21 protein-coding genes and 3 tRNA genes are annotated in these 23023 nt (G+C 71.0%); 12 read left to right on the forward strand and 12 right to left on the reverse strand.

Translation table 11 applies throughout. The features are described from left to right. The first annotated feature begins 166 nt into the window (after positions 1-166). Both AC5L30_RS04075 and AC5L30_RS04080 read left to right on the forward strand, forming a co-directional pair. The gene (locus AC5L30_RS04075; protein WP_494865462.1) at positions 167-1024 is read left to right on the forward strand and encodes a 3-hydroxyacyl-CoA dehydrogenase family protein; all 858 of its coding nucleotides are present in this window, start codon (positions 167-169) and stop codon (positions 1022-1024) included. A 108-nt stretch (positions 1025-1132) separates the two neighbouring features. Beyond that, complete coding sequence (locus tag AC5L30_RS04080) at positions 1133-1876, forward strand: enoyl-CoA hydratase/isomerase family protein (protein ID WP_494865463.1); 744 nt, start codon at positions 1133-1135, stop codon at positions 1874-1876. A gap of 66 nt (positions 1877-1942) precedes the next feature. Here AC5L30_RS04080 and AC5L30_RS04085 read toward each other — a convergent pair whose 3' ends face one another. Next, positions 1943-3286 carry an ABC transporter substrate-binding protein gene (locus tag AC5L30_RS04085; protein WP_494865465.1) on the reverse strand — a complete coding sequence of 448 codons (1344 nt, stop codon included), beginning with the start codon at positions 3284-3286 and terminating at the stop codon, positions 1943-1945. Between the two features lie 155 nt (positions 3287-3441). On the opposite strand from AC5L30_RS04085, the gene AC5L30_RS04090 reads away from it, so the two are divergent. Continuing rightward, entirely contained in the window at positions 3442-3831 is a 390-nt protein-coding gene (locus AC5L30_RS04090; RefSeq protein WP_494865467.1) for a hypothetical protein, read from the forward strand. Between the two features lie 63 nt (positions 3832-3894). On the opposite strand, the gene AC5L30_RS04095 is transcribed toward AC5L30_RS04090, so the two are convergent. Continuing rightward, positions 3895-4335: a hypothetical protein gene (locus AC5L30_RS04095; protein WP_494865468.1), complete on the reverse strand. Its 441-nt coding sequence runs from the start codon at positions 4333-4335 to the stop codon at positions 3895-3897. Between the two features lie 131 nt (positions 4336-4466). Here AC5L30_RS04095 and AC5L30_RS04100 point away from each other — a divergent pair, with 131 nt between their 5' ends. Next, positions 4467-5174 carry a DUF2786 domain-containing protein gene (locus tag AC5L30_RS04100; protein WP_494865470.1) on the forward strand — a complete coding sequence of 236 codons (708 nt, stop codon included), beginning with the start codon at positions 4467-4469 and terminating at the stop codon, positions 5172-5174. Between the two features lie 13 nt (positions 5175-5187). On the opposite strand, the gene AC5L30_RS04105 is transcribed toward AC5L30_RS04100, so the two are convergent. Then, entirely contained in the window at positions 5188-5712 is a 525-nt protein-coding gene (locus AC5L30_RS04105) for an SRPBCC family protein (RefSeq protein ID WP_494865472.1), read from the reverse strand. A 165-nt stretch (positions 5713-5877) separates the two neighbouring features. On the opposite strand from AC5L30_RS04105, the gene AC5L30_RS04110 reads away from it, so the two are divergent. Further along, positions 5878-6891 (forward strand): hypothetical protein, encoded by a 1014-nt coding sequence (locus AC5L30_RS04110; protein WP_494865473.1) that lies wholly within the window; start codon positions 5878-5880, stop codon positions 6889-6891. Between the two features lie 299 nt (positions 6892-7190). On the opposite strand, the gene AC5L30_RS04115 is transcribed toward AC5L30_RS04110, so the two are convergent. The 8 genes from AC5L30_RS04115 to AC5L30_RS04150 all read right to left on the reverse strand — a co-directional run bounded on the left by AC5L30_RS04115 (position 7191) and on the right by AC5L30_RS04150 (position 12790). Continuing rightward, a tRNA-Phe gene (locus tag AC5L30_RS04115) sits at positions 7191-7264 on the reverse strand. Positions 7265-7364: 100 nt separating this feature from the next. Beyond that, positions 7365-7438: transfer RNA gene (locus AC5L30_RS04120), tRNA-Asp, on the reverse strand. 57 nt (positions 7439-7495) lie between these two features. After that, a tRNA-Glu gene (locus AC5L30_RS04125) sits at positions 7496-7568 on the reverse strand. A 154-nt stretch (positions 7569-7722) separates the two neighbouring features. Continuing rightward, a complete protein-coding gene (locus tag AC5L30_RS04130; protein ID WP_494865475.1) occupies positions 7723-8505 on the reverse strand; it encodes a polysaccharide deacetylase family protein in 783 nt (260 codons plus the stop codon). A 75-nt stretch (positions 8506-8580) separates the two neighbouring features. Continuing rightward, positions 8581-9531, reverse strand: a complete 951-nt coding sequence (locus tag AC5L30_RS04135; protein WP_494866069.1) for a MerR family transcriptional regulator — start codon at positions 9529-9531, stop codon at positions 8581-8583. Then, positions 9521-10141 (reverse strand): isopentenyl-diphosphate Delta-isomerase, encoded by a 621-nt coding sequence (idi, locus tag AC5L30_RS04140; protein ID WP_494865477.1) that lies wholly within the window; start codon positions 10139-10141, stop codon positions 9521-9523. Before idi ends, AC5L30_RS04135 begins: the two co-directional genes overlap by 11 nt. Then, a complete protein-coding gene (gene crtI, locus AC5L30_RS04145) occupies positions 10138-11619 on the reverse strand; it encodes a phytoene desaturase family protein (protein WP_494865479.1) in 1482 nt (493 codons plus the stop codon). The genes idi and crtI overlap by 4 nt, the downstream gene beginning before the upstream one ends. Positions 11620-11647: 28 nt before the next feature. Then, positions 11648-12790: a polyprenyl synthetase family protein gene (locus AC5L30_RS04150; protein ID WP_494865481.1), complete on the reverse strand. Its 1143-nt coding sequence runs from the start codon at positions 12788-12790 to the stop codon at positions 11648-11650. 65 nt (positions 12791-12855) lie between these two features. On the opposite strand from AC5L30_RS04150, the gene AC5L30_RS04155 reads away from it, so the two are divergent. Next, the gene (locus AC5L30_RS04155; RefSeq protein WP_494865482.1) at positions 12856-13779 is read left to right on the forward strand and encodes a phytoene/squalene synthase family protein; all 924 of its coding nucleotides are present in this window, start codon (positions 12856-12858) and stop codon (positions 13777-13779) included. Further along, entirely contained in the window at positions 13776-15101 is a 1326-nt protein-coding gene (locus AC5L30_RS04160; RefSeq protein ID WP_494865483.1) for a cryptochrome/photolyase family protein, read from the forward strand. The genes AC5L30_RS04155 and AC5L30_RS04160 overlap by 4 nt, the downstream gene beginning before the upstream one ends. Positions 15102-15106: 5 nt before the next feature. Here the strand turns inward: AC5L30_RS04160 and AC5L30_RS04165 are convergent, their stop codons facing one another. Continuing rightward, a complete protein-coding gene (locus tag AC5L30_RS04165) occupies positions 15107-16183 on the reverse strand; it encodes a serine hydrolase domain-containing protein (RefSeq protein ID WP_494865485.1) in 1077 nt (358 codons plus the stop codon). Between the two features lie 80 nt (positions 16184-16263). Here AC5L30_RS04165 and AC5L30_RS04170 point away from each other — a divergent pair, with 80 nt between their 5' ends. The 5 genes from AC5L30_RS04170 (at position 16264) to AC5L30_RS04190 (ending at position 22984) form a co-directional block, all read left to right on the forward strand. Further along, positions 16264-17751 (forward strand): dihydrolipoyl dehydrogenase family protein, encoded by a 1488-nt coding sequence (locus AC5L30_RS04170; RefSeq protein ID WP_494865486.1) that lies wholly within the window; start codon positions 16264-16266, stop codon positions 17749-17751. A 573-nt stretch (positions 17752-18324) separates the two neighbouring features. Beyond that, complete coding sequence (locus AC5L30_RS04175) at positions 18325-19329, forward strand: LacI family DNA-binding transcriptional regulator (protein ID WP_238657870.1); 1005 nt, start codon at positions 18325-18327, stop codon at positions 19327-19329. Between the two features lie 333 nt (positions 19330-19662). Continuing rightward, positions 19663-21042 (forward strand): ABC transporter substrate-binding protein, encoded by a 1380-nt coding sequence (locus AC5L30_RS04180; protein WP_494865487.1) that lies wholly within the window; start codon positions 19663-19665, stop codon positions 21040-21042. 86 nt (positions 21043-21128) lie between these two features. Next, the gene (locus AC5L30_RS04185) at positions 21129-22085 is read left to right on the forward strand and encodes a carbohydrate ABC transporter permease (RefSeq protein ID WP_112586243.1); all 957 of its coding nucleotides are present in this window, start codon (positions 21129-21131) and stop codon (positions 22083-22085) included. An 11-nt stretch (positions 22086-22096) separates the two neighbouring features. After that, complete coding sequence (locus AC5L30_RS04190; RefSeq protein ID WP_494865488.1) at positions 22097-22984, forward strand: carbohydrate ABC transporter permease; 888 nt, start codon at positions 22097-22099, stop codon at positions 22982-22984. Positions 22985-23023 lie beyond the last annotated feature (39 nt).

The following is a 23023-nucleotide window of genomic DNA, read 5'->3' on the forward strand; positions in this document are numbered from 1 at the left end:
CCTTCCCTCGGTTGACGGGCCGTCAGTACCCGATCCGGCGCTCCCCCACGCATGGGCCGGGTCGTCGCGCTGTCTAGGGTCGCACCATGAGTGAGCGGAGCGGGCGGCACACCCGCGCCGGTGCGGCGGGGATCCCGCGCGCCGGCGGACGGGACAGGGAGGCGTGATGAGCGATCGTTTCGTGGTCGTCGGTGCCGGCACGATGGGGCTTGGCATCGCGTACGTGGCGGCCGGCGCCGGGTACGCCGTCGAGTTGGTCGAGGTGGACCCCGAGCGCGGTGCGGCCGCGCTGAACCGGCTCGCCGAGCTGTGGGAGCGGGCGGTGCAGCGCGGGAAGCTGAGCGCCGACGAGGCCGCCGCGAACCGGCAGCGGGTGACGTTGCGCCCGACCCTCGCCGAGGTCGCGCCCGCCCCGCAGGTGATCGTGGAGGCGGTGCCGGAGCGCCTGGACCTGAAGCGGGCGGTGCTGCGGGACGCCGCCGCGCTGCGCCCGGCGCTGCTGGGCAGCAACACCTCCAGCATCGCCATCGGCGATCTGGCCGCCGAGCTGGAGGCGCCCGAGCGCTTTCTCGGCCTGCACTTCTTCAACCCGGTCTGGGCGATGGCGCTGCTGGAGATCGTGGTCGGCCCGGCCACCGCCGAGGAGACCACCGCCGCGGCTGTCGCGCTCGCCGGCCGGCTGGGCAAGGACCCCGTCGTCGTACGCGACCTGCCCGGCTTCGCCACCTCCCGGCTCGGGGTCACCCTCGGGCTGGAGGCGATCCGGATGGTCGCCGACGAGGTGGCCAGCCCGGCGGACATCGACAAGGCCATGGTGCTCGGCTACCGGCATCCGATCGGGCCGTTGGAGCTCACCGACCTGGTCGGCCTCGACGTGCGGCTGGACATCGCCCGCACCCTCCAGGCCGCGTACGGGGACCGCTTCGCGCCGCCGCCGCTGCTGGTGGAGATGGTGGCCGCCGGGCGGCTGGGTAAGAAGTCGGGCCACGGCTTCTACCGCTGGGAAGGCGGGGGCAAACAGTGAGCGCGAGGAGTGAGCTTGCGAGCCCCACAGTCGCGAACGAGAGGTCAGCACAGTGAGCGCGAGGAGTGCGCTTGCGAGCCCCACGGTCGCGAACGAAAGGTCAGCACAGTGAGCGGGTTGCGGATCGAGGAGCGGCCGGACCGGCTGGTGGTCACCCTGGACCGGCCGGAGAAGCGCAACGCCATCGACGCCGACCTGATCGCCGAGCTGCACCAGGTCTGCGCAGAGCTGGAGGCGCGTCCGCGACTGCTGCTGCTCACCGGCGGCGCGGCGGGCATCTTCGCCGGTGGCGCCGACATCGGCCAGCTCCGCGAACGGGGTCGCACGGACGCCCTCGCCGCGATCAACTCGGCCGCCTTCGCCCGTATCCGGGCGCTGCCGATGCCGACCGTGGCGGCCGTCGACGGCCCGGCGTTGGGCGGTGGCGCGGAGCTGGCGTACGCCTGCGATCTGCGGGTGTGCACGACGCGGGCGGTCTTCGGTCAGCCGGAGGTGCGGTTGGGCATCCTGGCCGGCGCCGGCGCGACCCACCGGCTGCCCGCGTTGATCGGCGAGGGGCGGGCCAAGGAGCTGCTCTTCACCGGCCGGCGGGTGGACGCCACCGAGGCGCTGAGGATCGGCCTGGTGAACCGGGTGGTGGACGAGCCCGGCGAGCTGCTGACGGTGGCGCACGCGTTGCTGGACGAGATCGCCCTGGGCTCGCCGCTGGCGGTGCGGCTGACCAAGCTGGCGGTGGACGCGCCCGCCGCCGCGCACCCGCATCTGGACCTGGTCAGCCAGGCGGTGCTCTTCGAGGACGACGAGAAGCACCGCCGGATGACCGAGTTTCTGGAGCGCCGCCGCTCCCGCTGATCTCACGTACCAGAAACGGCCGCACCGGCGGGAAGCCGGTGCGGCCGTGGTGAGCCTGGTTCCTGCTTACTGCCGGATCTGCACCCCGGCGTCGGCCAAGCCGCGAATCACCTGGGCGGACTCACCGAAGCCGATGATCAGTACGGCGTCCGCGCCGAATTCCTTGATCTCCTTCGCCCCGCCGCTGAAGTCGACCGGTGCCGCCTTCGCGTCGGCCGGCGGCTCGTACGTCAACAGCTTGAGCCGGTCGTTGGCGATACCGGCCTTCTCCAACTCGTCGCGGACCGTGCCCTGCAGGCCCTCACCGTAGGAGTCCTTGCGGGCGACGATGACGATCTTCTGCGAGCCGTCGCGGAGGATCACGTCGGCCAGCGCCCGGCCCTGGAGGCTGTCCGGCGGGGCGGTGCGGAAGTAGAGACCCTGGTCGTCCACGTCGGTCAGGCTGCTGTCGGTGTTGGACGGGGAGAAGAGGATCTTCCCGGCCTGCACCACGTCCGGAAGCACTGCCCGGGAGATGCCCGAACCACCCGCGCCGATGATCACGCTGACGCTGTCCGTCACGTGCCTGGCCACCGTGGCCTTGGCCACCGTCGGGTTGGTGCCGTCGTCGCCGTCGAGCCACGTCACCGGCTTGCCCAGTGCGCCACCGGCGGCGTTGATCTCCTTGATCCCGAGCGCGGCGCCGGCGGCCATCGGCGGGTAGGCGATCGCGAGGTCACCGGTCTTCGGCAGCAGGCCGCCCAGGATCAGCGGCTCCTGGTCGGCGTTGCCCCCCGCGCGCTGCTTCTTCGGCTTCGGCGGCGTCTTGGTGCTCGCCGCCGACTCGATGCCCGCGCCGACGAACTCGGTCTTGCCGTCGTTGATCTGCTGCCCGTCGAAGGTCAGCGTGGCGTAGCTCGCGGTGGCCGGCTCGCCCTTGTCGGTGAAGCCCGCTCGGGTCAGCGACACGCCGCGGTACTCGATGTCCTGCCCGTTGCGGGCCAGCGCGAGACAACTGGCGGGGTCCTCGCAGCGCTGCCCGTCGTTGGTCACGGCGACGATCTGCTTCGCGATGGCAGCGGGGTCGGTGCTGCCGGCCAGCTGAGCGGCGAGCGCGGCGATCACCACCGCGTCGTACGTCTCGGCGGAGTACAGGTAGTCCGTCAGCGCCGGATTGACGGCCCGTAGCCGGCTCTTGAAGTCGTCCGGCAGCGGAACGAGGGGCGTGGTGCCCTTCATCCCGTCGACGAGACTGGCCCGTTCCTTCAACTCCGCAGGATAGGAGTTGAGCATGTTGCCGTCCGTGCCGTAGAGGCGCACCTGTTGGGCGCTCGCCTCCTCGGGCTTGTCTTCCCCGCAAGCGCTTGTGGCGAGCAGGATCGTCGCGCAGGCAGCCAGTGTGGCTACCCGCGAGCGGCGTGATACGAACATGGTCGTCCTTCCTCCGGCGAAGGTCCGCTGCGCACATTAGCGTGCCGAGGCCGGCGGCGGGACCGTGGAGGTGGCGTAATGCGCAGGTAGCTCGCGTTGAACACGGACAGTGACGGTTGCTGGAGGGCTTGACCACCCGTCCTACTGTGCGCTGAGTGACCGACCTACCACAGCAGACGTTCGATGACGCGGCCGCCGTGCTCCGTTCGGCGCTGACCGGCGATGGAGACGCGGTGGTGGGAGCGTTCGACGCGGTCGTCGACCGGGCCGGCCTGAGCGGCGCGTACGGGGTCGCCTGGTGCCTGGCCGCGACCATGCTCGGTGACGCGCCGGCGGCCAGCGGGGCGGCGCTCGACTTCCCGGGGATCGACCAGGCCGGGTACGACACCCGCTGGGTGGCCCGCTTCGTCAGCGCGTACGCGAATCGGGACGAACCGACGGGGGAAGCCCTCTTCGGCGCGGCGGCGGCCGACGGGCTGCTCCCCGACTGCCTGCTCACGCTCGCCGGTTCGACGATCGCCACCCTGCGCAGCCGCGCCCGGTAATGCGGCCGCGTCGGCGGGTCGCGGCGTCCGTCGGGGGGCGGACGCCGCGACCGCGCGGGCCAGTCAGAACGCGTGGTACGCGATCAGCGGTTCGTACTCGTACCGCAGGTTCTCGAAGCGGACCCGGAAGTTGACGCCGTCCCGGACGTTGGTCGCCACCGTGATCCAGCCCGAGTTGGCCGGCAGGTAGGTCCAGTAGTTGCAGGCGCTCGTCTTGTCGACGAAGATCACGCACGCTTCGGTGGCGTACACGCTCGCGTTACGGACGTTGATGTCGCGACAGCGCGTCGTGGTGCGGTACTGGCCGGCCGAGCCGCCGTAGCGGCCGGTCTCGAAGTACGACCGGACCGCCCCGCCGTAACAGGTGGCGAGCGGGGCGAACGCGTTCGGCCCGGAGCTGACCGGTGCGGTCGGTGTTGTCGGCTCCGCCCGCGCGGGCGTACCGGCGGAGAGCAGTGCGGTGGCCGTGGCGACGGCGAGCAGGCGAGCGGTCGGGGATGGCATTCGTTCGTTCCTCCGGAAACAGTTAACTGACCGTCCGTATTGGACTGATCATCCGACCGTGACGATGATACGTATCGATCGATTCCGGCGCGGCCCCGATGACGTCCGGCCCGTGTGGTAGCTCTGTAGGCATGTCCGAGGCCATGCTCAGCAAGGTGCGCAAGCTGCTGGCCCAGGCCGAGGACCCAGCCTGCACGCCGGCCGAGTCGGCCGCGTTCACCGCCAAGGCGACCGAGTTGATCGCCCGCTACGGCGTGGACCGGGCGCTGCTCGCCGCCCGGGACCCGGCCACCGACCCGGTCGGCGATCGAGTGCTGGACGTCGTCGCCCCGTACGCCCGCGACAAGGTCGGCCTGCTCGCCGCGGTGGCCGAGCCACTGCGCTGCCGCTGCGTACGCCGTCGGCAGGGCAACGGCTTCGCCCTGCACCTCTTCGGCTTCGCCAGCGACCTGGAGCGGGTCGACCTGCTCTTCACCTCACTGCTCGTGCAGGCGGCGCACGGCCTGGCCGCCACCGAGGTGCCCGCCGACGACCATCCCGCCGCCTTCCGCCGCTCCTGGCTGGCCGGTTTCGCGCAGGTGGTCGGAGGCCGGCTCTGGGCCGCCGAGTCGACGGCGGCCAGCGAGTCGGGCATGCCGTCGATGGCGCTGGTGCTCGCCGACCGGTCCGACCGGGTGCAGCGACGGCTCACCGAGGAGTACCCGCGGCTGCGCACCGCACCACCGCGCCGGTTGGGCGGCACCGGCTTCGGCTCGGGAGCGGAGGCGGGCCAACGCGCCAACCTGGGTGGTCGGGACCTCGGCGGCGGCTCCGCCGCCGCCCGGCGGCTCGGCCGGTGATCCGGCGGTCTCGTCAGGCCGACGTGGTGGGGCGGCGCGACACCGTGGCGACGTAACGGGTGAGCAACTCGTGCCAACCGGCGGTGAGCGCCTTGCGATATCCCTCGGCAGCCTCGCCGTGCCGGTCGAAGTGCCGGTGCTCCAACTCGACCCGGGTGCGCTCCGGTCCGTCGGGATGAAACAGCACCTCGACCTCGCTGGCCCGGGCCGGGTCCGGCACGGGCGCCCGGTCGGGTCCGATCTGCCAGACGAAGACCAGCCGCCTCGGTGGGTCCCAGGTGAGCACCCGGCCCCAGTCGGCCCGGAAACCGTACGGGCCGATCTCGTAGAGCATGCCTCCGGCCTGTGGTTCCATCCCCAGCTCGGCGAGAGCGTCCGGGCCGGACCAGGTGTATTCGGTGACCCACCAGTCGGCCAGCTCGTTGGTGAAAACCGCGAACGCGTGCTCAGCGGAGCTTGGGACGAAGAGGCTGCACCGTAAGGAGAACCGGTCGCCGTCCTGCCTGATGTCGGCCGGATCAGTCATTTCCTGTCCCATAGGCCCGGACCATACCGGCTGATGCCCGCGTGTGCAGCTTCACACGATGCCTTTTTCAGACAGAGGGTCGTCGAGTCGTCACGGACGGGATGCCCCGCGGAAAGCGGGTAACCGCGCCGAACGGCTCGGACCCCCGGGCCGGTACTGCGGGCGGGGCGGGAGAGCATGAGCGAGAGCGGGCAGCAGCGGGAGCCGGACCGGGACGTCAACAGCGGGAACCCGGACGTCCTGCTCGACATTCCGAAGGTTTCCGTCGACTCCATCCGGCTGGCGGTCGACGGTCTGGAGGCCGACCTGTCGCTACGGGCCCGGGTGGCCAATCTGCTCCAGGTCGACGCGGGCGTACGGGTGCACCTCAACTGCGGCGAGTTGGACGTCAACGGGGTGAACGCCGAGGCGCAGCTGAGGGTGCGGCTGGAGCAGCTGACCAGGATCCTGGGGCGAGCGCTGGACACGCTCGACCACAACCCACACATCATCGAGGCGCTCGCACGTACGACCGGTACCGCCGTTGACGACGTGAACCGCAGCAGCCAGCAGTTGGCCGCGGGCGCAGCGGAGATCAAAGCGTCGAGTCGGCGCTCGGACGGCGTCCGCGACGAGCCGGGCCGGCAGGTCGGCGCGGCCAGCCCGGTGGTCGACCGCGACCGGCCGGCTTCCGATCGGCCGGGTCCAGATCGGCCAAGTTCCGATCGGCCGGGTCCAGATCGGCCGAGTTTCGGTCGGCCGGGTCCAGATCGGCCGGGTCCAGACCGGCCGGGTTCTGGTCGGCCAGATCCAGGTCGGTCCGGGGCTGGTCCGGTCGGCTCGGGACCGGGTGCCGGGGGGCCCGGGCCGCGAGCTGGCGGCCCAGGACCGGTTGACCAGGCGCATCCGGAGGGACGTCATCCACAGGGCCGTGAGCCGGAGGCCGGCCCGCCAGCTGGGCACCGCCCGGAAGGCCAGCGGCACGAGGGACCGCGTCACGCCGAAGAAGCCCACAGCCAGCCCGGTCAGGCGGCTGCGCCCGGTCCCAGCCCGTCCGGGGACGGCGACGGTGGTCTGCCGGGCGCGGCGCAGAGCGCTGCCCAGCTCGCCGAGCAGGCGGGGGAGACGCTGCGAGAGGCCGGACGCAGCGTGTGGGAGGCGATCCAGGGCAGCGTGGCCCAGCATCGCCCGCAGGGTCGCCGCGACCACTGACGCGGCGCCGCCGTGCGTCACGTCCGCCGCGCCGCCGCGCGTCACGTCCGCCGCGCCGCCGCGCGATGATCGACTCGGTTTCCTTGATGTCGCGGTGTTGCGAGCGCTGGGACACCCCGACTTCACGGAAGCCGAGTCGATCGTGCGGCCCGTGGTGTTGTTGATCACGCGGGCCGGTGGGAGGGGCGGAGGTCTGGTCCGCGCCAGGCACCGGGGTGTCGGCAGAAGCGCCGGAAACAGCAAGATCCCCACCTGCGTTTCCGCTGGTGGGGATCTCTGTAGCCCGGCGAAAGGCTATGTGGCCAGGGGCGGGGTCGAACCGCCGACCTTCCGATTTTCAGTCGGACGCTCGTACCAACTGAGCTACCTGGCCGTGTCGCTCGGCTCATGTTACCCGGCAACCGGACGAACCGGTGGCAAGGCGACCTGCTCCGATACGCAGAACGCCGCGCGGGGCGCGGCGTCTAGCGCTGCGGTCCTGACGGGACTTGAACCCGCGACCTCCGCCTTGACAGGGCGGCGAGCACTCCAACTGCTCCACAGGACCTAGCTTGTGTTGCTCCGGCTTGCGCCGGTCGTGCCTTGCTCCGGCTTGCGCCGGTCGTGCCCCCAACGGGATTCGAACCCGTGCTACCGCCTTGAAAGGGCGGCGTCCTGGGCCGCTAGACGATGAGGGCGGCCCCGCCATCATTGCACATTCGCAACTTCAAGCGGACTTGCTCCCATCCGGCCCCGCCGGAGGCTTGGAAAGCATACGTGATGCTCCGTCGGTCGACAAAATCGGTGTCGGCAAGGGCTTGGGACGGGCCATAAACGCAGGTCAGAGCGGTTCTAGCGGAGTCGGGTGATGCCGAAGCGCTGCTTCAGGTCGGCGATCACCTTCGGGCAGGCGGCGAGCGTCGCGGCCCGGTTTCCACCCCCGTCGTGCAGGAGAACGATGCCACCGGGGCGGGTGGCGGCGTGGACTCGCTTGCCGATGGTGGCCGCGGTCGGCTTGTCCCAGTCCTGCGGGTCGACCGACCAGTGCAGTGGGCGCATACCGAGATTCTTGGCCACCCCGAGCACCTCCGACGTCCACCGGCCGCCGGGCTGCCGGTAGAACGGCACCTTCGCGCCGGGAGCGGCCTTCTGGATGGCCTTGTTGGTGCGGTCCAGGTCGGCCCGGATCTCGCCGACAGGTCGCCGGGCCAGATCGAGGTCGTGTCGCCAACTGTGGTTGCAGAGCTGGTGTCCCTCCCGGACGATCCGCCGGACCAACTCCGGGTGACGCTGCACCTCGCGGCCGACGACGCAGAAGGTCGCGGTGACCTTCGCGGCCTTCAGTTGGTCGAGCACCTTGGGCGTCCAGGCTGGGCTGGGCCCGTCGTCGAACGTCAGGGCCACCGGGCGTACGCCGGTGTTGCGATCCAGGCCGGCGGGGAGCTTGGCCGGCAGCGGCCGCAGTGGCGGCTTGGCCGGCTTGGTGACGCTGGGGTGCGGCGTCGGGGTGGGCGGCGTGGTGGATTCCACCGGTTTGGGAGGGCCGGCGGCGGCGATGGTGTGGTCCGGTTGGGCACAGCCGGACAAGACCAGCGCCATGGCGAGGACGGACGCCAGGACGGCGCGGGCTTGCATCTGCTCGCTCCCGGAGGGTCGGGGTAGGCGGACCCGCCCGACGGTAGTTCACGCCGCCAGTCGGCGACAGTGCGATCAATCACGCCTCGACTGGTCCAGCGAATCGCGGACGGCGGCGGAGAGCGAGACCGCCTCGGCCAGGTCGACCGGCCGTACCACCCCGGCGGGCAGCGTGTCGGCTCGCCAACCAGGGCCGGCGGCGAGCACCAGCAACGGGCGCCGGGGCGCGGCGAGCAGCGCCCTGAGTTGGGTCGGGTCGGCGGTGGCCCGGGTGTGCGACCAGAGCACCACGGCGGCCGGCCCGGTCCGGTTGACCGCCTCGACGAGAGCGGCCACCGGCACCCGGGCACCGAGCATCCGGTAGCTGACACCGGCCTCCGCGAGAGCTGCGGCCAACGCCTCCAGCGGCAGGGTGTGCTGCTCCTCGTCGGCGCAGGAGAGCAGGATCCGGGCCGGCCCGGTGGGCACCTTGGCGCGACTGGCCGCCGCGAGCGCCTCCGAGACGCAGCGGGACACCAGGTGTTCCACCTCGATCAGACCGGCGGTGGCGGCGTGCCGTTCACCGATGCCGGCGAGCACCGGGCGCAGCAGGCCCTCCCAGGTGGCGACGACCCCTCCGGCGCCCAAGGCGTGCGCGATCGTCTCGCTGATCGCCGCCGCGTCCAGCCGCATGGCGGCCCGGGCCATCCCGCGGGCCGCCGGGCCGGCACGGCCGACCGGGATGGATCCGCCGCCGTCACGGCCGGTCGGGTGGATCTGGGCGGGAGCGACGGTGCCGGTGCCGTTGGGCATCGGATCCGATGCCTGACGGGCCCAGCGGGCCGCCTCGGCGGGGCTCACCCCCTCGGCGGTGAGTCGTCGCATGATCTCGAGGCGGGCCAGGTCGCTGGGGGTGTAGCGGCGGTGGTGACCGGGGATGTGTTCGCTGGGCCCGAGCCCGTAGCGCTGGTGCCAGGTGCGGAGGGTCGTCACCGCGACCCCCAGCCGGCGTGCGACCGCGCCCGCGCTCAGCGCCTCATCGACCACCCGACCACTCCGCCGTGTCATCCGCCGACGATCCGGGCGGGGTCATGACCGGGCCGGTTGCGCCCGACCGGGACCCCGAGGGGCGTAGCAGCCGGTTTACCACCCCGCCCAGCCAGGGCGCGTACGACCGGGGGTCGAGAGCCAACTCGGCCTCCAGCGCGGTGGGGTCGGCCCACCGCAGCTCGGCCACCTCGCCCGGGTCCGGCAGGAGCGGCGCGCTGGGCAGGAACTCGCCTCGCAGTACGTGGTCGTACTCGAACTCGACCCGACCGGTCGCCGGGTCCTCCGCGTAGTAGACGTAGATGCCGACCTCGGTCAGCTCGACCGGGCCCGCGCCCAACTCCTCGCTCAGCCGTCGGTTCGCCGCCTCGGCGAGCGACTCCCCAGGCTGGGGGTGGCCGCAGCAGGAGTTGGCCCAGCGCAGCGGGAACCGGGTCTTGACGGCGGCTCGGCGCTGGAGCAGCACCTGCCCGTCCGGGTCCACCAGCAACACCGAGAAGGCCCGGTGCAGCTGCCCCGGGGGTTGGTGCGCGGCCGCGACGGTCGTCTCGCCGTGGGCCTTGCCGGTCTCGTCGACGAGCTCGACGAGGTGCTTCTCCCGGCTGCTCATCGGCCTTCCCCGGTGATCCGACCGGCGGCGAGCTTGCCGGAGATGAGCACCATCGGCACGCCGACGCCGGGTTGGGTCCCGGAGCCGACGAACACCACGTTCGACAGGTCGCGGTGCAGGTTGGACGGGCGGAACGGGCCGGTCTGGAAGAGGGTGTGCGCGGCCGCGAACGGAGTGCCCGCGGCCATCCCCTGCTCCTCCCACTCGGCGGGGGTGATGGCCCGCAGCACCTCGACCCCGGCGCCGAAGCCGACGTAGCCGCGCTCTTCCAGGGTGCCGATCAGCTGGTCGGTGTAGCGCTGGGTCAGGTCGCCGCGCCACTCGAACGGCGCCCGGTGCAGGTTGGGCACCGGGGCGAGCACGTAGTAGGTGTGCCGGTCCGGTGGGGCCACCGCAGGGTCGGTCCGGCTCGGGTTGGTCACCAGCAGCGACGGATCGGTCATCAGCTCACCCCGTCGGATGACCTCATCGAAGGTGCCCTTCCACGCGCGTCCGAAATGGATGTTGTGATGGGCGATCTTCGCATAGGCATGTCGGGAGCCGACGTGCAGAACGACGCAGGACGGCGAGTAGGTGAGCCGGCGCTGTGGCGCGGCGGGGAGCAGGTCCCGGTACGCGACCGGCAGGTCGGGGTTGAGCACCACCACGTCCGCAGGCACCAGGTCACCGTCGGCGGTGAGCACGCCGGTGGCCCGGCCGTTCGCGGTCTCCACCCGGGTCACCGTGGTGTCGTACCGGATCTGCACGCCGTGCTTCTCGGCCGCGCCGGCCATCGCCCTGGAGACCGCGTGGATGCCGCCGCGCGGGAAGTAGACCCCGGCCACCGAGTCGAGGTACGCGATGACCGCGTAGATGGCCAGCGCGTCGTGCGGCGCGAGGCCGGCGTACATCGCCTGGAACGAGAAGATCCGCTGGGTACGCGGGTCCCGGAAGAACTGGTTGATCTTCGTTTGGAGGCGCCGGAAGGCCCCGCCGCTGAGCAGCTTGAGCAGGTTGCCGGTGATCAGATCGGTCGGCGCGTCCAGGTTGCGCTCGATGAAGTCGGTGCGCTCCAGCCGCCACAGCTCCCGCGCGTACTCGACGAAACGCAGGTAGCCGTCTGCCTCACGGGGCCCGCAGACCCGGGAGATCTCGGCCGCCATCCGGGTGGTGTCGGTGAGCACGTCGAGGGTCGAGCCGTCCGGGTAGTACGCCCGGTAGGCAGGGTCGAGCGGGGTCAGGTCCAGCCAGTCGTGCAGCTCCTCGCCGACCGCGCCGAGCGCCTCGGCGATCAGGTCGGGCATGGTGAGCACGGTCGGGCCGGTGTCGAACTCGTAGCCGTCCACGCCGAGCCGTCCGGCCCGCCCACCGGGCACCGGCTCGCGTTCCAGCACGGTCACCTGTCGACCGCTGCCGGCCAGGTGCAGCGCGCAGGCGAGCCCGCCCAGCCCGGCCCCGACGACCACCACCCGGTCCGTCCGTCCTGTCACCGTCCGCACGTCACCACCTCCTCGCTCAAGTCGCTCATCAGGCCCGCCGGTTGGCAGCGGCGGTGGCCAGCCCGGTCAGCGCCGTCCGCGCCGTCTGGTCCACGGGTGCGGCGTCGAGCGCGGCCAGCGCGTCGCTGACCCGCTCGGCGATCATCTGCTCCACCCGGGTCACCGCGCCGGTCTCGGCGACCAGCCCGGCGAGCGTGTCGACTGGTCCGCCGGCGGCCCGCTCCAACGCCGCGAGCTGGGCCGGCGTGGCCAGCTCCCGGGCCAGCATGAGCAGCGTGGTCGGCTTGCCGGTGCGCAGGTCGTCACCGGCCGGTTTGCCGGTGGCCGCCGGGTCGCCGTAGACGCCGAGCAGGTCGTCGCGGAGCTGGAACGCCTCGCCGACAGCCAGGCCGTAGCGGGTGTACGCGGAGATTAGTGGATCGTCGGCGGGCACCCCGGCCAGGCAGGCCCCGAAGAGCAGCGGTCGCTGGACGGTGTAGCTGGCGGTCTTGTAGCGGGCCACCCGCAGCGCCCGGTCCACCGACCAGTTGGCCGGGTCGTTCTCGCCGAGCACGTCGAGATACTGCCCGGCGACCGTCTCCACCCGCATCTGGTCGTAGCAACGGCGCACCTCGAAGAGGCGAGTCGATGGCACCGAGGCGTGGGCCAGCAACTGGTCGGCCCAGACCATGCAGAGGTCGCCGATGAGCACGGCGACGGCCTCACCGAACCGGCCGGGATCACCTCGGTGGCCGGCGGCGATGTGCTGTTCGGCGAGCGCGACGTGCGCGGTGGGCCGGCCGCGGCGGGTGGTGGACGAGTCCATCACGTCGTCGTGCACCAACGCGAAGGTGTGCAGCAGCTCCAGCGCGGCGAGCGCGGGCAGGACGGGCGGCAGGGCCGCGGTGCCGCCGACCGCCCCGCGCCAACCCCAGTAGGCGAACGTGGACCGGATCCGTTTGCCGCCGGCCAGGACGGCTTCCCGCGCGGTGGCGGCGAAGCTGCCCATCGATGTGTCGATGTCGTTGAGGGTGTCGACCTCGGCGGTGAGGAAGGCGTCCAGGGTCTCGTCGACCGCCGTGACCAGATCGTGGGTATAAGCGGCCAGAACGGCGCGGACCGGATCGTCCCCGTCTCCCGGCCCTGCCGGCGCCACGCGGGTCACGTTGCCCGCAACTGCGTCGTTGGCCATGCGGTTGAGCGTACCCTAGGCTACGAGTTGCGTCGATTGGTGCGTCGATAAATGGAGGAGGGCCGGTGGAAACTGATCTCACCGCCGCCTATGACCGGTGTCGTGAGCTGCACAAACGCCACGGCCGCACCTACTATCTCGCCACCCGCCTGCTCCCCGCTTGGAAACGACGACATGTGCACGCCCTCTACGGGTTCACGCGGTACGCGGACGAGATCGTCGACCGCACCGAGGATCTTCCGCCGGCCGAGCGGGCCGCCCTGCTGGACCGCTGGGCCAGCCAGTTCGTGGCCGGCCTGCACGGGGCGCCGGTCGCCGACCCACTGTTGCCGGCCGTGCTGCACACGATCGCCGTCTTCGATCTCGACCGGGACGACTTTGCGTCGTTTCTGAAGAGCATGGCGATGGACCTCACGGTCACCACGTACCCGACCTATGACCACCTACTCGACTACATGGAGGGCTCGGCGGCGGTGATCGGCACCATGATGCTGCCGATCCTGGGCAGCTCCGACCCGGCGGCGGCCCGGGAGCCGGCCCGGCAGCTCGGCTTCGCCTTCCAGCTCACCAACTTCATCCGGGACGTCGCCGAGGACCTCGACCGGGGCCGCACCTACCTGCCGGACGAGGACCTGGCGAAGTTCGGGATCACCCGCGAGGAGTTGGCCGAGGCCCGCGCCCGGGGCCGCGCTACGCCCCGGATCCGCGAATTGATCGAGTACGAGGTGACCCGCGCCCAGGCCCACTACGCCGCCGCCGCGCCGGGCATCACCATGCTGGCGCCCGCCTCGCAGGCCTGCATGCGCACCGCGTACGCGCTCTACGGCGGCATCCTCGACGAGGTGGCCGCGCAGGACTACGACGTCTTCGTCCGGCGGGCTCTGGTGCCGCAGCGGCAACGGATGGCGGTGGCCGCGCGGGCGCTGCTCAGCTCGGCCGGTACGCCGGTCGTCATCCCCGGGCTGACGATCCACCCGGAGAGCCGGTGACCGCGAGCACGGCGATCGTGCTCCTCACCCGCGACCTGCGGGTGCACGACCACCCGGCACTGGCCACCACCTGCGCGGCCTTCGACCAGGTGGTGCCGCTGTACGTGCTCGACCCGGCGCTGGCCGGCCGCTCCGCCAACCGCACCCGCTTCCTGCACCAGGCCCTCGCCGACCTGCGCGCCCAGCTCCGTGACCGTGGTGGTGACCTGGTGATCCGGCACGGCGACCCGGTGGCCGAGACGATCCGGCTGGCCGACGAGGTCGGCGCCACCGCCGTCGCGCTCTCGGCCGACGTCAGCCACCACGCCGGCCGCCGGGAGCGGCGACTCCGCGCCGAGTGCGAGCGCCACCGGCTGCACCTGCGACTGTTTTCCGGGTTGACAGTGATCGAGCCGGGCGCGTTGCGGCCCGGTGGCGGCGGTGACCACTACCGGGTGTTCAGCCCGTACCACCGGGCCTGGGCGGCCAACCGATGGCGCGAGGAGTTGGCCGCCCCGCGCCGGATCGCGCTGCCCGACCGGGTGAGCGTGGGCCGACTGCCGGCGCTACCGGCCGGCAACTCGCCGGACGCGGCCAGCGGCGGCGAGCGGGTCGCCCAGGCGCGGCTCACCGACTGGCTGCCCGACCTGACCCGGTACGGCGATCAGCACGACGACATGGCCGGCGACGACACCTCCCGGCTCAGCCCGTACCTGCGCTTCGGCTGCGTGTCGCCGCTGGCGGTGGCGAACCGCGCCGGGGACCGGTCCGGCCCGTTCGTCCGGCAGCTCTGCTGGCGGGACTTCTACTACCAGGTCACCGCCGCCTTCCCGGACATCTCGACCGTGGCGTACCGGCGGGGGGCCACCGAGCAGTGGCGCTACGACGATGACGCGTTGGCGGCCTGGACCGAGGGACGCACCGGGATGCCGATCGTCGACGCCGGGATGCGGCAGCTGCGGACCCAGGGCTGGATGCACAACCGGGCCCGGCTGATCACCGCCGGCTACCTGACCAAGCACCTCGGGCAGGACTGGCGGTCCGGGGTGGCGGTGTTCTTCCGCTGGCTGCTCGACGGGGACGTGGCGAACAACTCCGGCAACTGGCAGTGGGTCGCCGGCACCGGCAACGACACGAAGCCCTACCGGGGGTTCAACCCGGTCCGGCAGGCCGAACGGTACGACCCGGCCGGCGACTACGTGCGCCGGTGGGTGCCGGAGCTGGCCGGGGTGCAGGGCAAGGCGGTGCACCAACCGTGGCAGCTGCCGGACCAGCTCCGGCGCACCCTGGACTACCCGCCGCCGCTGTCGGTGCCCGGCACCGACCCGGTCTGGCTGCGTTGACCGCCTCAGAGGACCGAGTGCAACACCTCGACCAGCTCGTCCACCCGGTCGTGTTCGGCGAGGTGCGCCGTGGCGTACGCGAAGACGTAGCCGCGGTCGGGGTCGGCCCACGCGCTGCTGCCGCCGATGCCGCCCATGCCCCAGCTGCCGTCCGGCTCCCGCTGCATGCCCAGCGTCCACTGGACCGGGCGGTCCAGCACCAGGTCCGGCCCGTCGTACTGGACCCGGGTCGCCTCCTCGATCAGCTCCGGGCTGACCAGCCGAACGCCGTCCAGCACACCACCGGCCAACAGACCGGCGTAGAGCCGGGCCAGGCTCGGCGCGGTGGCGTGCAGATTGACCGCGGGCATCTCGGCGCCCCGCCACAGCGGGCTGTTCAGCACCGCCAGGTCCAGCCCGCCGGCCGGATTGCCCAGCGCCCGCGCCCGCAGTGACCCCGGTTCGCCGAGCTTCCGGCTCGGCCACCGCGGGTCGCCGTACCGCAGGTCCGCGCAGCGCAGCTGGTCCGCCTCGGTCAGCCCGAAGCCGAGGTCGAGTTGCCACCGGTCGGCGATCTCCTCGGCCAGGAACCGGCCCACCGACCGTCCGTCGACCCGACGGACCAGCTCGCCCACCAGATGCCCGTACGTCCAGGCGTGTTCCCCGGCGACCGAGCCCGGCGGCCACTCGGGGTCGGCGGCGGCCAGGTCCCCGGTGAGCAGTGCCCAGTCGGCGATCGCGGCGGCCGGTCGGGGCACCGGGAAGGCCGGCAGCCCGGCGGTGTGCGCCAACGCCTGACGCACGGTGGCGGGAGCGCGGAACTCCGGCCAGTACCGGTCCACGGTCGCGTCGAGATCGACAGTTCCCCGGTCGACGAGCAGCAGCAGGCAGAGCGCGGCCACCGGCTTGCCGACCGAGTAGACGTTCACCAGCGTGTCCGGCAGCCACGGCTCGCCGCCCGGCCCGTGGCCGCTGCGGTAGCCACCGACCAGGTCCACGACCGGCTGCCCGTCGTACCAGATGGTCAGGCCGGCGCCGGTCTCCCGGCCGGAGGCGAGCAGGTCGTGGAAACAGTCCCGGACCGGAGCGAAGCGTGCGTGCATCCGGCCACGGTAGGCGTCCGGGCCGGTGAGCGTGCCGACTTTTCCGCCGACCCCGGTGGTCGGGGTGGTGTCGCTGGGGGATGCTGTTCGGTGTGGCGGAGCCGGAGCTGGTGGATGTTGTCGTGGTCGGGCTTGGGGTCGGCGGCGAGGAGGTGGCCGAACGGCTCGCCGAGGCCGGCCTCAGCGTCGTCGGCGTCGAACGGGATCTCGTCGGCGGGGAGTGCCCGTACTGGGGCTGCATCCCGAGCAAGATGATGATCAGAGCGGCCAACGCGCTCGCCGAGGCCCGCCGGGTCGACGGGCTCGCCGGGACGGCGCAGGTCCAGCCGGACTGGGCGCCGGTGGCGAAGCGGATCCGCGAGGAAGCCACCGACACCTGGGACGACACGGTCGCGGCGGAGCGGTTCATCGGCAAGGGCGGCCGGCTCGTGCGGGGCAGCGGCCGACTCGACGGTCCGCGCCGGGTGCGCGTCGGTGACCAGGTGTTCGAGGCCCGACACGGGGTGGTGCTGGGCACCGGCACCCGTCCGTCGGTGCCGCCGATCGACGGCCTGGCCGACACGCCGTACTGGACCAACCACCAGGCGATCGAGGCCGAGGAGTTGCCGGAGTCGCTGCTCGTGCTGGGCGGCGGCGCGATCGGTCTGGAGTTGGCGCAGGTCTTCGCCCGCTTCGGAGTCCGGGTCACCGTGGTCGAGGCGCTCGACCGGGTGCTGGCCGTCGAGGAGCCCGAGGCGTCCGAGGTCGCCGCCGCGGCGCTGCGCGCCGACGGCGTGGAGATCCACACCGGGGTACGCGCCGAACGGGTCGAGCACGACGGGACCAGGTTCACAGTGCGCGGTGGCGGCGGCGCCGAGTTCACCGCCGAACGGCTGCTGGTGGTGACCGGGCGCAAGGCCCACCTGGCCGAGCTGGGTCTGGACACCATCGGCCTGGACGCCAACCAGCGTTACCTCCCGGTCGACGACCGTCTGCACGTCACCGACCACGTCTGGGCGGTCGGCGACCTGACCGGCGAGGGCGCCTTCACCCACATCGCCATGTACCAGGCGGGGATCGTGATCGCCGACATCCTGGCCCGCGCCCGGCAGGCGAAGGCCGGGGCGGACGCCAGCGGCACCTCCAGCGTGGTCGGCGGTGCGATGGGCGCTTCCAGCTCGCTGGCTGCCAGCGGATCGAGCGGATCTGCCGGGACCGTCCCGCGAGCCGACTACCGCGCGTTGCCCCGGGTGACCTTCACCGATCCCGAGATCGGCGCGGTCGGGCTCACCGAGCAGCAGGCCCGTGAGCGCGGCATCAACGTGCAGGTGGGTTTCACCAAACTCGGCAGCTCGACCCGGGGCTGGATCCACCGGGTCGGCGACGACGGTTTCATCAAGGTCGTCGCGGACGCGGACCAGGGCGTACTGATCGGCGCGACCTCGGTCGGCCCGGCTGGCGGCGAGGTGCTGTCCGCACTGGTGGTGGCGGTGCACGCGGCGGTGCCGCTGAGTCAGCTCCGACACATGATCTACGCGTACCCGACCTTCCACCGGGCCATCGAAACCGCCCTACGCGACCTGTCCTGACCCCAGCCCCACCCGAGGCCACCGCATCCCGCGCCCCGCGGTGCCCCGCGCGCTGCCTCGCGGCTCGGGGTGCCCCGCGATCCCGCCGCCCCGCGATGCCGCGCGCCAGCGCGGCAGCTGGGCATGATCCACTCGCGTTTCAGGATGTCGCGGTATCCGGGGCATTGGGACACCCCGGTATCACTGAAACCGAGTCGATCATGACCGCCTGGACCGGGTCGGCCGAGCTGGGCGACCACATATCGGGCAAACTGCGCCGTCGGGCTGGGCCTCGCGTCGCAGGGGTGGACTTGGCGCGGATGGCCGTGGTTGGCGCGCGGACTTCGGCCGCTCGGGTTGCCGGACGTGAGCGCTCGTGCCCGGCGTCAGCGCTCCTGCTGAACCCCAGCGCTCGTGGCCGGGCGTCAGCGTTCGTGCCGAACGCCGGACGTCGGCGAGGGCGCACTTCCGCGTTCGGTGTTGCGGGTCGTAGGGTCGGAATGGTCGGCGGTGGGAAGAATGCGGCAGCCAGCCAGCAAACGCCGGGCAATTAGCTGTTCATTTCTTTCATTCAAGTGACGTACGATTGCGACCGTGACCAAGCGGTTGACTGAAGTTGCCAAGAAGGCGGGCGTCAGCGAGGCCACCGTCAGCCGGGTGCTCAACGGCCGCGACGGGGTCTCCGAGGCGACCCGGACCGCCGTGTTGACGGCGCTGGACGTGCTCGGGTACGAGCGGCCGACCAAGCTGCGCGGCGAACGTGCCCGGCTGGTCGGGCTGGTGCTGCCCGAGTTGCAGAACCCGATCTTCCCGGCGCTGGCCGAGGTCGTCACCGGCACTCTCGCCCAGCGCGGCTACACCCCGGCGCTCTGTGCCCGGACCATCGGCGGGGTCTCCGAAATGGACTACGTGGAGATGCTCCTCGACCACCAGGTCTCCGGGGTGATCTTCGCTGGTGGCTCGTACGCGCTCGCCGACGCTCGACACGACCACTACCGTCGGCTGACCGACCGAGGGCTTCCGGTCGTGCTGGTCAACGCGGGCGTGGACGAGCTGGGTTTCCCCCGGGTCTCCACTGACGACGCGGTGGCGGTGGAGCAGGCGTACGGGCATCTGCGCTCGCTCGGGCACGAACGGATCGGAATGGTGCTCGGCCCGGAGGGGCATGTGCCGTCCCGGCGCAAGCTCGACGCGATGATCCAGGCTGCCGGCTGGGACGAGGGCGACGCCGAGTGCGTCGAGCGTTCCAGCTTCTCGATGGAGGGGGCGCGGGTCGCCGCCACGAAGCTGGTCGAGCGGGGCGTGACCGGCATCATCTGCGCCAGCGACGTGCTCGCGCTGGGCACGATCCGCGCGGCCCGGCGGCTGGGTCGTTCGGTGCCGGCCGACGTGTCGGTGGTGGGTTTCGACGACTCCGCCTTCATGACGTGCACCGATCCGCCGTTGACCACGGTGCGGCAGCCGATCGAGACGATGGGGCAGGCCGCCGTGGATCTGCTGGTCACCCAGATCGAGGGTGCCGGCGTACTCCAGGACGAGCTGCTGTTCGAGCCGGAGTTGGTGGTGCGGGGTTCCACCGCGCCGGCCCCCGGACGCTAGGCACCACACCGAACGACGCTTCGGCCGTCGACCGCTTCTCGCGGTCGGCGGCCGTTTTCGTCGTTGCTCGGCACGGTCGACATCGACCGGGCCGAATGACCCACCATAAGGGATCAATAGCTGGCAAAACGGGCTGCTTTCAGTGCCTTGCCAACATCTGCCGTAATCACGTCGTGTCCTTTCGGAGCAGGGTCGATACCTTGCCGAAATGAGTCGGCCTCGTTACAGTGACTCCACTCACACCTGGCTCCGACGCAGCTACTGGGCGTCAGGTCGTATCACCGCAGATCAGCGAAGGTCATTGGAGACACCCGTTCCCGAAGGGATGGACAGATGTCCGTACCGCAATACCGAAAGGCTGCGGCGGTCGCGCTCGTGGCCGGCCTGGGGCTCAGCCTCACGGCATGCTCCACGAAGAGCGACGACAAGGGCTCGAACGCCGGCGGCAAGGTCACCATCACGGTGGACTGCCAGCCGGTCGGCGCCCAGAAAGAGCTGTTGAAGAACTGGAACGACGACGTCGCCGAGTTCCAGAAGCAGAACCCGGACATCACCGTCAAGAGCGTCAGCGTCGGCGAGCAGTGCAACAACCCGCCGGACTTCACCGCCCGCCTCGCCGGCGGCACCGTGACCGACGTCTTCTACGGGTACATGACCGATCTCCAGCAGGTGCTCGACTCCGGTCAGGCGATGGACATCAGTCAGCACGTCAGCAAGGACACGATCCCGACCTGGGACAGCGTCGACCCGGCGCTCAAGGAGGTCTTCACCGACGGCGGCAAGCTCTACGCCGTCCCGGTGAAGAACTACTCGATGGGTCTGGTCTACAACAAGGCCCTGTTCCAGCAGGCCGGGCTGGACGTGAACAACCCGCCCAAGACCTGGGTCGAGGTCCGGGCCGCCGCCAAGAAGATCTCCGCGCTCGGCAACGGCATCGCCGGCTACTCGGAGTACAGCGCCGGCAACACCGGCGGCTGGCACTTCACCTCCCTGCTCTACTCGCAGGGCGGCCGGGTGCTGACCGAGGACGGCAAGAAGGCCGACTTCAACAACGCCATGGGCAAGCAGGTCCTGCAGAACCTCAAGGACATGCGGTACGGCGACAACAGCATGGGCGCCCGCCAGCTGCTGCAGTGGGGAGACCTGCTGACGAACGCCGGCGCGGGCAAGGTCGGCATGTTCATCGGCGCGCCGGACGCCACCCAGGCGATCGTCAGCCAGTTCCAGGGCAAGTTCCAGGACTGGGCGATGGCTCCGCTGCCCGGCCAGGACGGCGCGGCGAAGGGGACGCTCGGTGGTGGTGAGGGCTACTTCTTCAAGAAGGACCTCACTCCCGAGCAGGTCAAGGCCGGTCTGAAGTGGATCGCGTACCAGAAGCTCACCCCGGGCAAGGGCCAGTTCGACTACGTCCGGGCCAAGCCGCAGAACTACCCGGTGGGTCTGCCCCAGCCGCTGCTCTTCGCCAACGGCAGTGACGCCCAGAAGCAGGAGCTGGAGCTGCGTAAGGCGAACGCGAACGTCGACACGGCGAACTTCGCGCTCTTCGAGGCGACCCCGGTCCCGATCAAGGGTGAGCCGCGCAACGCCCAGGCCGTCTACGCGGTGCTCGACGCCGCGATGTCGGGTGTGCTGACCAACCCGAACTCGAACATCGACGCGCTGCTCAAGACCGCCGAGGAGAAGGTCAACCAGCTCCTCGCCGCCGAGAGCTGACCGATCGTGTGGGGGTCGGGACGCCGACCCGACCCCCACGCCACTCGCACCACATCTCGACGTCACCGACTCACCCAGGAGTTGCCTTGGCGATCACCACCGTCCCGGAGACCCCCAGGAAACCGGGCCGCCCGCCGTCGCCGTACTCGGCGAGGCCGCAGCGCACCAGCCTCGGCCGCAAGGTACGGGACAACCTCACCGGTCACGCGTTCCTGATCGGAGCGGTGCTCTGCTTCGTCGTCTTCTCCTGGTACCCGATGGTCCGCGGCATCATCATGAGCTTCCAGCGGACCCGGCGCGGCGAGACCACCTGGGTGGGTTGGGACAACTACTCCCGCATCATCGCCGACCCCAGCTTCTGGACGGCCTGGCAGAACACCTTCTACTTCACGGTCCTGGCGCTGGCCCTCGGCTACGTGGTGCCGTTCTTCGTGGCGATCCTGCTCAACGAGTTCCGGCACGCCAAGGGGTACCTGCGGATCCTGGTCTACCTGCCGGTGATGCTGCCGCCGGCCTCGGCGCTGTTCCTCTTCAAGTTCTACGCGTACGACCCGAGCGAGGCCGGGCTCTTCAACGCGATTCTCAAGGCACTACACCTGCCCACCTCGCAGTGGATGCAGTCGCCCGAGATGACGATGCCGGCCATGGTGCTCGCGTCGACCTGGATGAACATGGGTGGCGCGGTGCTGATCTACCTGGCGTCGTTACAGAACATCCCCGGCGAGCTCTACGAGGCGGCGGAGCTCGACGGCGCCGGGATCTGGCGGCGGATCGTCCACGTGACGATCCCGCAGACCCGGTTGATCCTCGCGCTCCTGGCGATGTTGCAGATCGTCGCCACGATGCAGCTCTTCATCGAGCCCCTGATCCTCGCCAACGGCGCGGGCGCGGAGGACTCGGCGACCTCGGTGGCGTACCTCATCTACCAGCACGGGTTCTTCCAGAACGACCTCAACGGTGCCGCCGCACTGGGCGTGATCATGCTCGTGGTGCTGGCCGGCTTCTCTGCCGTGTACGTGCGGCTGACTGCGAAACAGGACTAGGACGGCGAGGAATGGCACAGGATTCCGGAACCCGGACCCTCATCTCCCAATCCCAGCTCAGCCGGGGGCGCGGCCGGGTCGTCTACTGGACGCTGCTGGTCGTGGTCGTGGCGGGGTTCACGCTCGTCTTTCTCGGGCCCCTCTACTGGATGGTCACCGGCGCGCTCAAGTCCGGCCAGGAGATCGCGCAGACCCCGCCGTCACTGTTCCCGAAGGATCCGCAGCCGCAGAACTACATCGACGCGTGGAACAACCTGGCCCTCGCCAAGCTGCTGTTCAACACCTTCTACTACGCCATCGGCGCGGTGCTGTTCCAACTGGTCTTCGACACGGCCGCCGCGTACTCGTTGTCCAAGCTTCGACCGATCTTCGGCAACGTGATCCTCGCCCTGATGCTGGGGACGCTGATGATCCCGGCGATGGTCCTCATCGTTCCGCAGTACGTGACCGTGATCGACCTGCCGATCGTGCACATCAACCTGCTGGACTCACCGTTCGCGATCTGGTTGCCCCTGGTCGCCAACGCGTTCAACATCTTCCTGTTGAAGCGGTTCTTCGACTCGATCCCCGAGGAGCTGATGGCGGCCGCCCTCATGGACGGGGCGACGTCGCTGCGCACGCTGTGGTCGATCATCCTGCCGCTGTCGCGTCCCATCCTCGGCGTAGTCTCGATCTTCGCCGTGACGGCGGTCTGGAAGGACTTCCTCTGGCCGAAGCTGGTCATGCCGTCGCCCGAGACCCGGACGGTCAGCGTCGGCATCTACGCATTCGCCGGCGGCACACCGATGAACGTGGTGATCGCCGCGTCGGTCATCGCCGCGATCCCGACCGTCATCATCTTCCTGATCTTCCAACGGAACATCATGTCCGGTCTGACCACGGGCAGCATCAAGGGATAGCCACCATGTTCTTCCGCGCGGCGAACAACGACCGTTCGC

The sequence above is a fragment of the Micromonospora sp. BQ32 genome, assembly GCF_059358895.1.